The organism is Mesorhizobium australafricanum (assembly GCF_033977265.1).
Classification (GTDB): domain Bacteria; phylum Pseudomonadota; class Alphaproteobacteria; order Rhizobiales; family Rhizobiaceae; genus Mesorhizobium; species Mesorhizobium australafricanum.
On record NZ_JAVIIT010000002.1, the window covers coordinates 102,112 to 115,407 of the forward strand.

At 62.2% G+C, this 13,296-nt stretch carries 14 protein-coding genes; 7 read left to right on the top strand and 7 right to left on the bottom strand.

Translation table 11 applies throughout. The annotated features are described in order from the left end of the window. The first annotated feature begins 146 nt into the window (after window positions 1-146). Window positions 147-539 (top strand): DUF5330 domain-containing protein, encoded by a 393-nt coding sequence (locus tag RFM98_RS04005; RefSeq protein WP_320307624.1) that lies wholly within the window; start codon window positions 147-149, stop codon window positions 537-539. Between the two features lie 194 nt (window positions 540-733). Further along, window positions 734-1,162 carry a SufE family protein gene (locus RFM98_RS04010; protein ID WP_320307625.1) on the top strand — a complete coding sequence of 143 codons (429 nt, stop codon included), beginning with the start codon at window positions 734-736 and terminating at the stop codon, window positions 1,160-1,162. Window positions 1,163-1,421: 259 nt separating this feature from the next. Here RFM98_RS04010 and RFM98_RS04015 read toward each other — a convergent pair whose 3' ends face one another. Further along, window positions 1,422-1,847, bottom strand: coding sequence for a Ros/MucR family transcriptional regulator (locus RFM98_RS04015; protein ID WP_027164827.1), 426 nt, complete (start codon window positions 1,845-1,847; stop codon window positions 1,422-1,424). Between the two features lie 418 nt (window positions 1,848-2,265). Beyond that, on the bottom strand, window positions 2,266-2,445 hold the full coding sequence (locus RFM98_RS04020; RefSeq protein WP_320307626.1) for a hypothetical protein: 180 nt from the start codon (window positions 2,443-2,445) through the stop codon (window positions 2,266-2,268). A gap of 299 nt (window positions 2,446-2,744) precedes the next feature. On the opposite strand from RFM98_RS04020, the gene RFM98_RS04025 reads away from it, so the two are divergent. Then, window positions 2,745-4,844 (top strand): S9 family peptidase, encoded by a 2,100-nt coding sequence (locus RFM98_RS04025; RefSeq protein WP_320307627.1) that lies wholly within the window; start codon window positions 2,745-2,747, stop codon window positions 4,842-4,844. A gap of 97 nt (window positions 4,845-4,941) precedes the next feature. After that, window positions 4,942-5,331, top strand: a complete 390-nt coding sequence (locus RFM98_RS04030) for an SET domain-containing protein (RefSeq protein ID WP_320217347.1) — start codon at window positions 4,942-4,944, stop codon at window positions 5,329-5,331. Window positions 5,332-5,338: 7 nt separating this feature from the next. Here RFM98_RS04030 and RFM98_RS04035 read toward each other — a convergent pair whose 3' ends face one another. The 4 genes from RFM98_RS04035 to RFM98_RS04050 all read right to left on the bottom strand — a co-directional run bounded on the left by RFM98_RS04035 (window position 5,339) and on the right by RFM98_RS04050 (window position 8,689). Further along, on the bottom strand, window positions 5,339-6,286 hold the full coding sequence (locus RFM98_RS04035) for a cytochrome c (RefSeq protein ID WP_320307628.1): 948 nt from the start codon (window positions 6,284-6,286) through the stop codon (window positions 5,339-5,341). A 9-nt stretch (window positions 6,287-6,295) separates the two neighbouring features. Then, window positions 6,296-6,733, bottom strand: coding sequence for a c-type cytochrome (locus tag RFM98_RS04040; RefSeq protein WP_320307629.1), 438 nt, complete (start codon window positions 6,731-6,733; stop codon window positions 6,296-6,298). A 265-nt stretch (window positions 6,734-6,998) separates the two neighbouring features. Further along, window positions 6,999-7,601: a superoxide dismutase gene (locus tag RFM98_RS04045; protein ID WP_140785282.1), complete on the bottom strand. Its 603-nt coding sequence runs from the start codon at window positions 7,599-7,601 to the stop codon at window positions 6,999-7,001. Window positions 7,602-7,810: 209 nt separating this feature from the next. Then, on the bottom strand, window positions 7,811-8,689 hold the full coding sequence (locus RFM98_RS04050) for a branched-chain amino acid aminotransferase (RefSeq protein WP_320307630.1): 879 nt from the start codon (window positions 8,687-8,689) through the stop codon (window positions 7,811-7,813). A gap of 152 nt (window positions 8,690-8,841) precedes the next feature. Between RFM98_RS04050 and RFM98_RS04055 the strand changes: the two genes are divergently transcribed. From RFM98_RS04055 to RFM98_RS04065, 3 genes are all read left to right on the top strand, one after another. Next, window positions 8,842-9,504 (top strand): haloacid dehalogenase type II, encoded by a 663-nt coding sequence (locus tag RFM98_RS04055; RefSeq protein ID WP_320308126.1) that lies wholly within the window; start codon window positions 8,842-8,844, stop codon window positions 9,502-9,504. Window positions 9,505-9,793: 289 nt separating this feature from the next. After that, on the top strand, window positions 9,794-10,615 hold the full coding sequence (locus tag RFM98_RS04060) for a L,D-transpeptidase (RefSeq protein ID WP_320307631.1): 822 nt from the start codon (window positions 9,794-9,796) through the stop codon (window positions 10,613-10,615). 217 nt (window positions 10,616-10,832) lie between these two features. Continuing rightward, entirely contained in the window at window positions 10,833-11,456 is a 624-nt protein-coding gene (locus tag RFM98_RS04065) for an FMN-binding negative transcriptional regulator (protein WP_320307632.1), read from the top strand. Between the two features lie 117 nt (window positions 11,457-11,573). On the opposite strand, the gene RFM98_RS04070 is transcribed toward RFM98_RS04065, so the two are convergent. Then, window positions 11,574-13,097, bottom strand: coding sequence for a helicase HerA-like C-terminal domain-containing protein (locus tag RFM98_RS04070; RefSeq protein ID WP_320307633.1), 1,524 nt, complete (start codon window positions 13,095-13,097; stop codon window positions 11,574-11,576). Window positions 13,098-13,296 lie beyond the last annotated feature (199 nt).

The window sequence follows — 13,296 nt, forward strand, 5'->3', positions numbered from 1 at the left end:
ATCAATCCTTTCGAATTTGCCTAAAATTTGCGGAAAATTCGCGGCTTCGATGCAAGCCGTCCTTTGCGTGACCGTGCCACCATCGTGCCCATAAAAGAGGTTATGCCTATGGATGCATGATCCGTCACGGACGAGAGGCAAGTAAGATGGGCTTTCTGATCAGGATGGCTTTCTGGTTTTCGCTGGTGCTGCTCGCGCTGCCGCTCGGCATTGGCCCGGGTGAAGACGGCCAGCAGAGCGTCGGGCCGATCCAGGCGCTGTTTGCGGCACGCGAGGCGGTCGGCGACATTGCCGGGCTGTGCGAGCGCAAGCCCGATGTCTGCGAGACCGGCAAATCGGCCATGTACACCATTACCGTTCGCGCCAAGGAAACGGCCAAGATCGCCGCGGCCATGATCGACGACGAGCAGTCCGGGCAGGCAGGCGCGCTCGAGACAAAGGTCGCGGATGGCTCCGTCACGACCACCGGCAGCGTCGCCGAGGACATCGTGCTGCCCGCCAAGGTCAACATCCCGGTGGCGTTCACGGCGAAGAACTGAGGTCTCTTTCAGCCGTTCGCTCTGTCTCTTTTGCCGCAATTCCAGGCGAGTCCTACGGCGAAGCCGCCGTGCCCAACCGCTTCACACTTTTCCTGGAATTGCTCTAACGCCGCGGGCCCGTCCGACCTCTCGACGCCCGCGGCGTCCTTCTTTTTTCCGTGACGCGACAGTGCCGGGCCACTATATGCAGGGCAATGACGACCCCGATCCAAACGATCCGCGACGACTTCTCCCTGCTCGACGAGTGGGAGGACCGTTATCGCTATGTGATCGAGCTCGGCGAAGACTTGCCGCCTTTCCCTGAGCAGGAGCGCACGGCAACGAACAAGGTGCCTGGCTGCGTGAGCCAGGTGTGGCTCACCACCGAGCAGGGAGCGGGCGCCGACCCGGTGATCAGCTTCCAGGGCGATTCCGACGCCCATATCGTGCGCGGCCTCGTCGCCATCATGCTGGCACTGTTTTCAGGCCGGCGGGCAAGCGAAATCCGGAGCACCGACGCCGAAGCGACGCTGAAGGAACTCGGCCTCGACGAACATCTGTCGCCGCAGCGCGCCAACGGCCTGCGCTCGATGGTCAAGCGCATCAAGCGCGACGCGGAAGCGGCGCTGAAGCAGACGGCCTGATCCGGGCCGACGTCTCTTTGTTCTGACGCAATTCCGGACGGAATGGCTACGGCGAAGTCGCCGACCTTAAAGCGCGTCGCGCCGAACCGGATCCAGGCGACGCGCTTTAAAGTCTTTGTTTTGATGCATGTCGTTGTCCCAGAACCGCTGCACACTTCTGGGCGACATGCATTAACCGCCATGCAATTTTGCTGGTATTGCTCTGGAAGCAAAACGGCGCCGCAAGGGCGCCGTCGATTGCTTGAGGAACCGAGACCTATCAACGGCCCTTGCGCTTGCGGCCGAGACCCATCTTCTTGGCGAGCTGCGAACGGGCGGCCGCATAATTGGGGGCCACCATCGGATAGTTGGCGTCCAGGCCCCACTTCTCACGGTATTCTTCCGGCGTGAGATTGTAGTGGGTCATGAGGTGCCGCTTCAGCGACTTGAACTTCTTCCCGTCCTCGAGACAGACGATGTAGTCGTCATGGACGGAGCGCTTCGGGTTGACGGCCGGCTTCTGCTTCTCGGCCGACGGCTGCTCCGGCGAGCCACCGACCCGGCCCAACGCGGCGTGGACGTCGGCGATAAGGTTCGGCAGTTCCCCAACTGGCACCGGGTTGTTGCTGACATAGGCGGCGACGACATCGGCGGTCAGCTCGATCAGCGCATCACCGTTTTTCGAAGGTGTTTCGACGATTTCCATAGTGCTAAGGCCCCAACGAGAGTTGTTTCTAAAATTGCGCCCTTTTTTCCGGGATCGGGCATCGCGCGAATTTCATGCAGGAAAGGCCCACGATTCGCGTCGCTTATCTTAATGGCGCTACATTGCAAGTAAGTCAATTCGCATGTTGACTTATATTCGCCGATATTCATCAAATATTGCTGATTCAGCTTCAAAAATTCGCGCACCGTGTAACTTCGCGAGATTTTTCTGGCCAGACCAGCATGCCATGACGTTACGTCATCCGTATATTAGACATCCGATCCCTGCCCGACATGGCGCTCAATGCTTGCCAATGCTTGGATGCCTGTTGCGCCGCCCACGATGAATCCTGCGGCGCAACGAAGCGCAAGGACTCCGCCTTGCAAGCCACACCGACAAGGCGGGGCGACGGTATCCCTCAATAAGGCGCGATATATTTGCCGTAGACCCAGCCGGCGACGAAATGGCCATTCTGCGCCGGGTCGTGCCAGATCTCGCACCACCTATAGCGGATCGCCTGGCGCTGCTTCCGCTGCGGCTGCCGGGCGATATCGAGCAGGTTGACGCCACCGGTGCAGCGGCCGGTCATCTGCAGCACGGTGCCGTTCGGATACGCGGCCTGCTTTTTGCGATGCGTTGGAAGGATATTTTCGTGCGTTCAGCGTGTCGCCGAACGGCTCGCCCGCCACTTGCCACGCGGCAAAGACGGTTGCATGAGACTGGCTGGAAAAAGCCAGACCTGCCGCGAGGACGGCAAAAGACATTGCGGTAGAAACACAGGATTTCATCTTTCCCCCTTCGACTTAGCTTCTATAGACCACCATGGGCCGCGCCCCTTGAACCGCCGCTGAGCGGCGTGTTCATTCGTCATTCAAGCAAATTCCGCAGCGAGATGTCATGACCAGAGCTTCCGCCTTCCCGACCGCCAGCCCGCCTACCCCTGAGAAACACCCGGTTTCCGACACACATCACGGCGTCACCCGCAGCGACGACTATGCCTGGATGCGGGCTGACAACTGGCAGGCCGTGTTCCGGGACCCTTCCCTGCTCGACGGCCGCATCCGCGCCCATCTGGAGGCTGAAAACACCTATCAGGCCGTGCTGATGGCCGGCACAGCGGACCTGCGCGGCACGCTGTTTGCCGAGATGAAAGGGCGCATCAAGGAAGACGATTCGACGGTGCCGATGAAGGACGGCCCCTATGCGTATGGCTCGTCCTTCCGGCAAGGCGGCGAGCAGCCGCGCTATTTCCGCACGCCCCGCGACGGCGGCACTGACGAGATCCTGCTCGACGGCGACGCGGAAGGCGAAGGCAAGCGCTATTTCCGGCTCGGCGGCGTCGACCATTCGGCCGACCACAAGAAGCTGCTGTGGGCGTTCGACGACAAGGGTTCGGAGTTCTTCACGCTGCGCGTGCGCGACATTGCGAGTGCCAAGGAGGTTGCCGACCAGATCCCGGATACGGGCGGCGGCGGGGTGTGGAATGCCGGCGATGACGGCTTCTTCTATACCCGTCTCGACGACAACCATCGCCCGTCAAAAGTGTTCTTCCACGCGCTCGGCAACAAGCCTGAAAACGACAGGCTGATCTATGAGGAGACCGATCCGGGGTTCTTCATGGATGTCGGCGGCACGCGCGCCAATGACTGGATCATGATCGGCATCAACGACCATGAGACTTCGGAATACCGCCTGCTGCCTGCCAATGACCCAACCGCCGAACCGAAGCTGGTGGCGGTGCGCGAAACCGGATTGCAATACGATCTGGAAGAAGGCGGCGACGTCTTCTTCATCCTCACCAATGCCGATGGCGCCAAGGATTTCAAGATCATGACCGCGCCGGTCGCCAATCCGGTGCGCGCCAACTGGCAGGAACTGGTGCCGCACGAGCCTGGACGGCTGATCCTCTCCGTGCTCGGTTTCAAGCATCACATGGTCAGGCTGGAGCGCAAGGACGGCCTGCCGCGCATCGTCGTGCGCGAGCGCGCCAGCGGCGAGGAGCATTTCATCTCCTTTGACGAGGAGGCTTTTTCGCTCGGCCTCTCCGGCTCCTACGAATACGACACGGAAGTGATGCGCTTCACCTATTCGTCGATGACGACGCCGGCGCAGGTTTTCGACTACAACATGCGCAGCCGCGAGCGCGTGCTTTTGAAAACGCAGGAAGTGCCCTCAGGCCACGATCCGGAGCACTATGTCACGCGCCGCCTGATGGCGCCCGCCGCCGATGGCGAGCTGGTGCCGATCTCGCTGCTATACCATCGCGATACGCCGCTGGATGGTTCCGCGCCCTGCCTGCTTTACGGCTACGGCTCCTACGGCATCACGGTACCTTCGGCCTTCAACACCAACTGCCTGTCGCTGGTCGACCGCGGCTTCGTCTACGCCGTCGCGCATGTGCGCGGCGGCAAGGACAAGGGCTATGGCTGGTACGAAGAAGGCAAGCGGGCGAAGAAGATGAACACCTTCACCGATTTCATCGCCTGCGCCCGCCATCTCGTCGCCGAGCGCTACACGCAGCATGACCGCATCGTCGCGCAGGGCGGCTCCGCCGGCGGCATGCTGATGGGGGCGATCGCCAACATGGCGCCGGAAAGCTTCGGCAGCATCGTTGCCGAGGTGCCGTTCGTCGACGTGCTCACCACCATGCTCGACGCCAGCCTGCCGCTGACGCCGCCGGAATGGCCGGAATGGGGCAACCCGATCGCGTCGGCCGACGACTACAAGACGATCGCCGCCTATTCGCCCTACGACAATGTCGCGGCGCTCGACTACCCGCCGATCCTGGCGCTGGCCGGCCTAACCGATCCGCGCGTCACCTATTGGGAGCCGGCGAAATGGGTGGCGCGGCTGCGCGAACGCAAGTCGGGCGGCAACCCGGTTCTGTTCAAGATCAACATGGATTCCGGCCATGCCGGCGCGTCGGGCCGGTTCTCGCGGCTGGAGGAGATCGCCTACATTTACGCCTATGCCTTGAAAGTGACCGGCAAGGCCTGATTTTCCGCTCGCAATTGCCAAGGGCGCGCGTTACCCAATGCCGCCCTTTTTCGACGTGGCTTTTCCCGGCCGCGACCATTCACTCGCAAGGATCCTCATGCTGCTCGTCGACACTTATCTCGACAAATCGTCCATCCAGGGCATCGGCGTCTTCGCCAAGCACCACATCGCCAAGGGCACGCTGGTCTGGAAGCTCGACCCAAGGTTCGACCGGCGCATTCCGGTCGACACCTATGAAAGTCAGATCGGCCCCGTGAAATCCTATCTCGACCGCTATTCCTATCCGGATCGGCACGATCCGAGCTTCATCGTCTTCGAGGCCGACGACGCGCGTTACATGAACCATGCCGACGATCCGAACTGCGACGTCTCCTCATCCGAAGAAACATATGCGCTGCGCGACATCGCGCCCGGCGAGGAACTGACCTGCAACTACAACCACTTCTTCGAAGACGGTTTCGACTTCCTCGGCGACCGCCACCCGTAGCCTGAGGCTATTTGGCCGGCTTGCGCGCCGGGTAACCGTTCGGATGCGGCGGCACGGCCTTGAGGTAAGCGGCGATCGCTGCGCGGTCGTCGGCGGTCAGTTGCGCCATATTGCGTTGGACGTCGACCATGGCGCCGCCGACAGAATCGAAATCGGGCGTGAAGCCGGTTTCGAGGTAGTTGACGATGTCGGCTTCCGACCAGCTTTTGATGCTGTTGCCGTCGGGGGTGATGTTGGGCACGATGCCCTTGCCTTCCGCCGCCACGGCGCCCGCCAGCCACTCGGCCCTCTTGAGCCCGCCGGCGAAGTCGCGCGGCGTGTGGCACTCGCCGCAATGGCCGGGTCCCTCGACCAGATAGCGACCCGCCAGAACCTTGTCCGGAGTGCGGTCGGGCAGCGCAATCACCGGCTCGGGGTTGAGATAAAGCCGCTTCCACAGGCCGATGCCGCGGCGGATGGTGAAGGGGAAGGAAAGCTTGTGATCCGGCGCCTTGCCGGCAACCGCCGGCAGCGTCTTCATGAAGGCGTAGAGATCGGCGATGTCGGCCGGTTTCATGCGCGCGTAGGACGCATAGGGAAAGGCCGGATAGAAATGCTCGCCGGAAGGCGAAACGCCTTTCAGCATGGCATTGGCGAAGTCCTTTTCGCTCCAGGCGCCGATGCCGTCCTTTTGATCCTGCGAGATGTTGGGCGGCACGAAGGTGCCGAACGGCGTCTTGAGTTCCAGGCCGCCGACCAATTCCAGCCGGGCGTCGCCCTGCGATCCCGGCTTAGCATGGCAGGAGGTGCAGCCACCGGCATAGAAGATGCGCTTGCCTTTGGCGGCGTCGCCGGGGCCGAGCTGCGCGACGGTGTCGGCGTCCAGCCGGACCGGCGCCGACAGGACCCAGGCTGCGACAGCCGCGCCGCCGCCAAGCACGATGACGGCGCCGACGAGCTTCTTCAGCCAGGCCATGTCAGGCGATCAGCCCTTCTTGACCCTGTAGCTCTGGTGGCAGGCGCCGCAATCGCCACCAAGGGTGTTGAGCTGCGCCTTCAAACCATCGACATCACCCGGCGGCGACGCGACTGCTTCCTTGGTGTTGGCCAGGAACTTGTCCTCGGCGGCCTTGAAGCCGGCCATATCTTCCCAGATCTTCGGCGCGGCTGTGGTGTCGCCCTGGTCGCTGCCGGCCGGAAACAGCTTTTCGGCATCGAACTTCTCGGCATTGGCCTGCAGGGCCTTCAGCGTCGTCAGCACGGCGGCCGCATCGAAATCCTCCTCGCCCTTGACCACCTTGGACAACTGGCCGGCGAGCTTGCCGCGCTCCTTCATCAGGACCTGGCGATCCTGAATCGGATCGGCAAACGCGGCCGAGCCGGCAAAGGCGAGCATAGAGATGGCGAGGACAAGCTTTCTCATTCAATTGGCTCCATGGTGAAGAGAGTAAGCGACTACGGCGTTTCACCGTTTCACGGTGAAATGCTCTCCTGGTTGGCGCAATTCCACGAAAACCGTTCCACACTTTTCGTGGAATTGCTCTGAACGTTAACGGACGTCGCGACGGAAATATTCCCTGGAAATATTCCCTTCGACGCCACAGTGAACTTTCCCGCCGGGATGAAAAACCTGTGGCGCCGGCCGAAAAAGAAAAGCCCCGGCGTGCCGGGGCTTTTCAGTAAAACGATCAACCTTTGGCCTTCTCGTATAGCTCCAGGACATGGTCCCAGTTGATCAGGCTGTCGACGAAGGCTTCGAGGTATTTCGGCCGCGCGTTGCGGTAGTCGATGTAGTAGGAATGCTCCCACACGTCGACGCCGAGGATCGGCGAGCCGCCATGAACCAGCGGGTTCTCGCCGTTCGGGGTCTTGGAGATTTCGAGCTTGCCGTTCTTGACCGACACCCAGGCCCAGCCGGAACCGAACTGGGTGGTGCCGGCGGCGATGAAATCCGCCTTGAACTTGTCATAGCCGCCGAGATCGCTGTCGACGGCCTTCTGCAGCGCGCCCGGCAGCTTGTTGCCGCCACCGCCCTTCTTCATCCACTTCCAGAAATGGATGTGGTTGTAGTGCTGCGCTGCGTTGTTGAAGAGCCCGGCATTCTTGCCGAAGGACTGCTTCACGACCTCTTCGACCGACAGGTCGCCCATTCCGGCTTCGGCTGCCAGCTTGTTGCCGTTGTCGACATAGGCCTTGTGGTGCTTGTCGTGGTGATACTCCAGCGTCTCCTTCGACATGTAAGGCTGCAGGGCCTCGTAGTCATAAGGCAAGGCGGGCAACTCAAAAGCCATGGATGGTACTCCCTCGAGGAAAAAGTCCGGTGATACTACCGAGCTAAGATAGGTCTGGAATGGGTCGGGGCAACTCCGGAATGGAGCGCCGAGCGACTTTTAGAGCAATTCCAGGAAAAGTGTGAAACGGTTTTCAGTCCGGAATTGCGTAAAAATAAAGAGCCGGAGCGGTTCGCCGTTTCAGTGAAACGGTAGAACGCTCCAGCGGCTCAGGCGGCGGAAGTCGAATGCGCCCATTCCCAATAAAGCTCGCGCGCCTTCTTGGCCACGGGACCGGGCTGCAGGTCGCGGTTCTCGATGCGCGTGATCGGCACGACCTTCGAATGATTGCCGGTCGAGAATATCTCATCGGCTTCGAGAAAATCGCGGATCGACAGGGTCTTCTCGGTGGTCTTGAAGCCATAGTCACCGAGCAGGTTGATGGTGCGCGAGCGGGTGATGCCGGAGAGAAACGTGCCGTTCGCGGCCGGCGTCATCACATGGCCGTCCTTGACCAGGAAAATGTTGGAGGTTCCGGTCTCGGCGACATTGCCCAGCATATCGAGCACCAGCGCGTTGTCGAAGCCGCGGTTCTTGGCCTCCAGGATGGCGCGGCCATTGTTGGGATAGAGGCAGCCGGCCTTGGCGTTGGTGGGCATGGTCTCGATGGTCGGGCGCCTGAACGGCGAGACACCGATCGAAAAGCCGGAAGGCGGGATCATCGGCGATTCGTATAGACAGAGGCAGAAGCGGGTCGAGGCCGGATCGGCCGGCACGCCCATATAGCCGCCATGCTCGGCCCAATACATTGGCCTGATATAGACCGCCGTCTTGCCATCGAATTTCTTCAGGCCATCCCAGGTCAGCCCGACGATCTCCTGTGCGGTCATGGAAGGCTTCAGGCCAAGCGCTGCCGCCGAGGCGTTGACGCGGGCGGAATGAAGCTCGATGTCGGGCGCCACGCCCTCGAACCAGCGGCCGCCGTCGAAGACGCTGGTGCCGAGCCACATGGCATGGCTGCGCGGCCCCAGTATCGCGACATTGCCCTCGTACCAGTCGCCGTCCACATAGGTCCAAGTCGCGGTTTGCGCCGCCGCCGCCAGTGTCATGTTTGCCGTCCAGATCGATGATTTCAGCCTGGCATAGGACGATGCTTTGGCGGCCGGCGTCAACCGACATCGGGAAAAATCGTTGAGGCCAGAGGCACTTGACCGCAATCAGCGCTTGCACGGCAAGCCTACGCGCCGCAAAACTCTTCCTCATGCACCATGCGGCCTATGTCTTCGACGCCTATGGCACGTTGTTCGACGTGCATGCCGCCGTGCGCCGCCATGCCGGCGAGATCGGCCCGGACGGACAGTTGCTCTCCGAAATCTGGCGCGCCAAGCAGCTCGAATATTCCTGGGTCCGGACGCTGATGGGCTCATATGCCGATTTCTGGCAACTGACCGAGCAGTCGCTCGACTTTGCGCTGCGCAAGGTGCCCTCCGCCGACCCGTCGCTCAAGGCCAGGCTGCTCGAAGCCTATTGGCGGCTCGACTGCTACCCGGAAGTGCCCGCCGTGCTGAAAGCGCTCAAGGCCTCGGGCTCAAAACTCGCGATCCTGTCCAACGGGTCGCCTGAAATGCTCAACGCCGCGGTCAAATCCGCGGCACTCGACCAGATCCTCGATGATGTGTTTTCGGTCGACGCGGTGCGCAGGTTCAAGACCGACCCGTCGGTCTATGACATGGTGGTCACCGGCTGGCGGCTCTATCCGGGCGCGGTGTCGTTCCAGTCGTCGAACCGCTGGGACATAGCCGGCGCGGCCAAGTTCGGTTTCCGCACGGTCTGGATCAACCGGACCAACCAGCCGGACGAGTACCGCGACTTTCCGCCGGGGCTGATCCTGCCCTCGCTCGAAGGCCTGCTGGGCAGCGTCTAGAGCAATTCCAGGAAAAGTGTGAAGCGGTCAGGTTCGGCGACCTCGCCGTAGCCTTCCGTCCGGAATTGCATCAAAAAGAGATATGGAGGTTCGACGTTTCCCCCGAAACGGGCGAACGGCCCGTGTTGCTGCAGCGCAACAGATGTGGCGCGGTCACAGCTTCGCCTTTTTCTGTCCACCCTCAGGCCAGAATTGGAACCGCCTATCGCCGCCAACTGTTATGGATGCCGTCGGCGCCGTGCTCGCGGATTCATGCTTTCTTGCGAATTGAGACCTAGAAAAGGCAACCATGTCAGACGCTTCCTTCCGCATCAGCCGCCGTGGCTTCCTCAATTTCACAGCCCTTGGCGCTGCTTCGGCCGCCGTGTCCGCCTGCACCACCACCGGTCCAGCCCCCGCCCCCGTCCAGCCGCCGCCGCCCGCCTATGTCGAGCCGCCGCTCGGCGACTATGAGACGATGTATGGCGCGATGTCCGACAATGGCTTCGACCTGCCGGCCATTCCCGTGAAGAAGATCGATCACAGATTCCTGCGCCAGATCGTTCCCGATCCGACCGGGCAGCGTCCGGGCACCATCGTCGTCGATACCACCGGCCACTTCCTCTATCTGGTGCGCGAAGGCGGCCAGGCGATCCGCTACGGCGTCGGCCTCGGCCGCGCCGGCTTCGAATGGTCGGGTGACGCGGTCGTGCAATGGAAGCAGAAGTGGCCGAAATGGACGCCGCCGGACGAGATGGTCGCCCGCCAGCCGGAACTGACGCCATACAGCGCCAAGAATGGCGGCATGCCGGGTGGCCTGAAGAACCCGCTCGGCGCCCGCGCGCTCTATCTCTTCCAGGGCAACCAGGACACGCTCTATCGCCTGCACGGGTCGCCGGAATGGTGGTCGATCGGCAAGTCGGTGTCCTCGGGCTGCGTGCGCCTGATCAACCAGGACATCATCGACCTCTACGACCGCGTGCCAACCAAGACCCCGGTCATCGTGACGGCCAATGTCGGCGCGCCGGAAGAGGACATGCCGGAGCGCAAGGCCATCCCGATCGACAACGGCGTACCGACGGGCTCGATCCTGCTTGGTCCGGTGAAGAGGCTCACCAACGAGATTTTCTGACCCGCCAAAGCGCGATGCGCTTTGAGCCTTTGTTCCTGTGCATATCAGCGGGGCTCGGCCAAAATGGTGGCCAGCACCCGCTGCCGGGGCGAAAACCGCGATGCCGACAGCCTGCATCGATGCGCCATGCAATCCGGCTGGACCACACAAAACTTTCAAGGCTGGATGTTCTAAGCAGGCCAAACTTCAGGCATTTTATGCCGCAAGGAGTTTTGTTATGTACACACCACCCGCCTTCCGCGACGACGACAAGGAGAGCCTCAGGGCCACGATCCGAGCGGCGCGACTGGCTATCCTGGTCACCGCCACGGCCGAAGGCCCGCTGGCGACGCCGTTGCCGCTTTTCCTCGACGCGAGCGAAGGTGAGCATGGCGTGATCTACGGCCATGTCGCAAAGGCAAACCCGCAATGGCGCGTGCCGCCGCTGGGCGATGGCCTGGCGATGTTCATGGGGCCGGATGCCTATGTGACGCCGGCCTGGTATCAGACCAAGCAGGAGACCGGCAAGGTCGTGCCGACCTGGAACTATGTCGCCGTCCATGCCCATGGCCCGATCGAATTCTTCGAGGATGCCGACAGGCTGCTCGAGGTCGTGACCCGCCTGACCAACCTGCATGAAGGCGAGCGCATGGCCCCCTGGGCCGTGTCGGACGCGCCGGCGGATTTCGTCCAGTCGCAGCTGAAGGGCATTGTCGGCCTGCGCATGCCGGTCACGACGCTCGAAGGCAAGCGCAAGATGAGCCAGAACCGCAGCGCGGCCGATCGCGCCGGCGTGCTGGCCGGCCTGGCGGCAAGCGAGCGGCCTTCCGACCGCGAGGTCGCACCGCTCATCCCGATGTGAAATCCGATCCATCGTGCTTGCCGGCAGCCTGGGTGTTTCCGCTCTTGCGCTGGCAAGTGCCGAGTTGTTCACCTTTCTGAAGCTGATCGGCGCCGCCCAAGAGACGCCTCGAAGGCATCACCGTCCGCGCGCGAGACTCCCCAGAATGCCGCGCACGATGGCGCGGCCAACGGATGAGCCGACTGAGCGCACCACCGACTTGATGGCGGCTTCGGCAACGGTCTGGCGGTTGGAAGACCGCCGATTGCCTGTCCCCAAAACATCGTCGAAGCCGGGAATGGTCCAGCGCGAGCCGCCGCGGTTTTGCTGCTGTGCCTGGGCCTCGGCGTCTTGCGCCTTCTCGGCCTTTTTCTGCAGGATTTCGAAGGCCGATTCACGATCGACAACCTGGTCGTACTGACCGGCGACCGGGCTCTCCGCCATGATCTTGCGTCGCTCGTCCAGCGTGATCGGCCCGAGCCGCGAGGATGGCGGGCGGATCAGCGTGCGCTGGACCATGGCCGGCACGCCCTTGTCCTCCAGCATCGAAACCAGCGCTTCGCCGGTGGCGAGCTGGGTGATGGCGGTCGCGCAGTCGAAATCGGGATTGGGCCGGAACGTCTCGGCGGCAGTACGCACCGCCTGCTGTTCGCGCGGCGTATAGGCGCGCAGCGCATGCTGGACGCGGTTGCCAAGCTGGGCGAGCACTTTTTCCGGAATGTCGAGCGGGTTCTGGGTGACGAAATAGACGCCGACGCCCTTGGAGCGGATCAGCCGCACCACCTGCTCGACACGGTCAATCAGCACTTTCGGCGCGTCTTCGAAAAGCAGATGCGCCTCGTCGAAGAAGAAGACCAGCTTCGGCTGGTCGAGATCGCCAACCTCGGGCAGTTCCTCGAACAGTTCCGACATCAGCCACAGCAGGAAAGTGGCGTAGAGCCTGGGGTTCATCATCAGCTTGTCGGCTGCCAGAACGCTGATTGCGCCACGGCCGTCGCGCGTGGTGCGCATGATGTCGGCGATGCGCAGCGCCGGCTCGCCGAAGAAGTTCGCCGCGCCTTGGCTTTCCAGCACCAGGAGCGTGCGCTGGATGGCACCGACCGACGGCTTGGTGACATTGCCGTAGCGCGCGCTGAGTTCGTCGGCGCGGTCGGCGATGTTGGCCAGCAGCGCCTGCAGGTCCTTCAAATCAAGCAGCAACAGGCCTTCCTCGTCGGCGATGCGGAAGGCGATGTTCATGACGCCTTCCTGCGCCTCCGTGAGGTTCATCAGCCGCGACAAAAGCAGCGGCCCCATCTCGGAAATGGTGGCACGGATCGGATGGCCCTGCTCGCCGAACAGATCCCAGAAGATGACCGGAAATTCCTGGAATTGGTAGGGATCGAGCTTCACCTCTCCGGCGCGCTTGACCAGGAAATCCTTGGCCTCGCCCATCATGGATATGCCGGATAGGTCGCCCTTGATGTCGGCGCAGAAGACCGGCACGCCGGCATTCGAAAAGCCCTCGGCCAGGATCTGCAGGCTGACCGTCTTGCCGGTGCCCGTGGCTCCGGTGACAAGGCCGTGGCGGTTGCCGTAGCGCAACAACAGCTCTTCCGCGCGCTGATAGGAATCGTCGGGCTTGCGGCTGGCGCCGATGAAGATGCTGGTCTCGTCAACCATATATCCGGTCTCCGCAATCTGTACCGCTCAAAGGCCTCACCCGAGGTATAGTAACGCTGGCCGCATGCGGCAATGGTCAGCAAAGAATTTGGGGCCGGCACCGAATTTGACTTTGGGCGCTTGCGGATTCTGCGCATGTTTGGCAATCGGTTAGATGGCCGCAAGAGAACCCGGCCGGATGACGCATTGTGATATCCGG

Bases quoted from the DNA above. Each gene is read 5' to 3' on its own strand.
- RFM98_RS04005 (WP_320307624.1), top strand. From the start codon at position 147: ATGGGCTTTCTGATCAGGATGGCTTTCTGGTTTTCGCTGGTGCTGCTC.
- RFM98_RS04010 (WP_320307625.1), top strand. From the start codon at position 734: ATGACGACCCCGATCCAAACGATCCGCGACGACTTCTCCCTGCTCGAC.
- RFM98_RS04015 (WP_027164827.1), bottom strand. From the start codon at position 1,847: ATGGAAATCGTCGAAACACCTTCGAAAAACGGTGATGCGCTGATCGAG.
- RFM98_RS04025 (WP_320307627.1), top strand. From the start codon at position 2,745: ATGACCAGAGCTTCCGCCTTCCCGACCGCCAGCCCGCCTACCCCTGAG.
- RFM98_RS04030 (WP_320217347.1), top strand. From the start codon at position 4,942: ATGCTGCTCGTCGACACTTATCTCGACAAATCGTCCATCCAGGGCATC.
- RFM98_RS04035 (WP_320307628.1), bottom strand. From the start codon at position 6,286: ATGGCCTGGCTGAAGAAGCTCGTCGGCGCCGTCATCGTGCTTGGCGGC.
- RFM98_RS04040 (WP_320307629.1), bottom strand. From the start codon at position 6,733: ATGAGAAAGCTTGTCCTCGCCATCTCTATGCTCGCCTTTGCCGGCTCG.
- RFM98_RS04045 (WP_140785282.1), bottom strand. From the start codon at position 7,601: ATGGCTTTTGAGTTGCCCGCCTTGCCTTATGACTACGAGGCCCTGCAG.
- RFM98_RS04050 (WP_320307630.1), bottom strand. From the start codon at position 8,689: ATGACACTGGCGGCGGCGGCGCAAACCGCGACTTGGACCTATGTGGAC.
- RFM98_RS04055 (WP_320308126.1), top strand. From the start codon at position 8,842: ATGCACCATGCGGCCTATGTCTTCGACGCCTATGGCACGTTGTTCGAC.
- RFM98_RS04060 (WP_320307631.1), top strand. From the start codon at position 9,794: ATGTCAGACGCTTCCTTCCGCATCAGCCGCCGTGGCTTCCTCAATTTC.
- RFM98_RS04065 (WP_320307632.1), top strand. From the start codon at position 10,833: ATGTACACACCACCCGCCTTCCGCGACGACGACAAGGAGAGCCTCAGG.
- RFM98_RS04070 (WP_320307633.1), bottom strand. From the start codon at position 13,097: ATGGTTGACGAGACCAGCATCTTCATCGGCGCCAGCCGCAAGCCCGAC.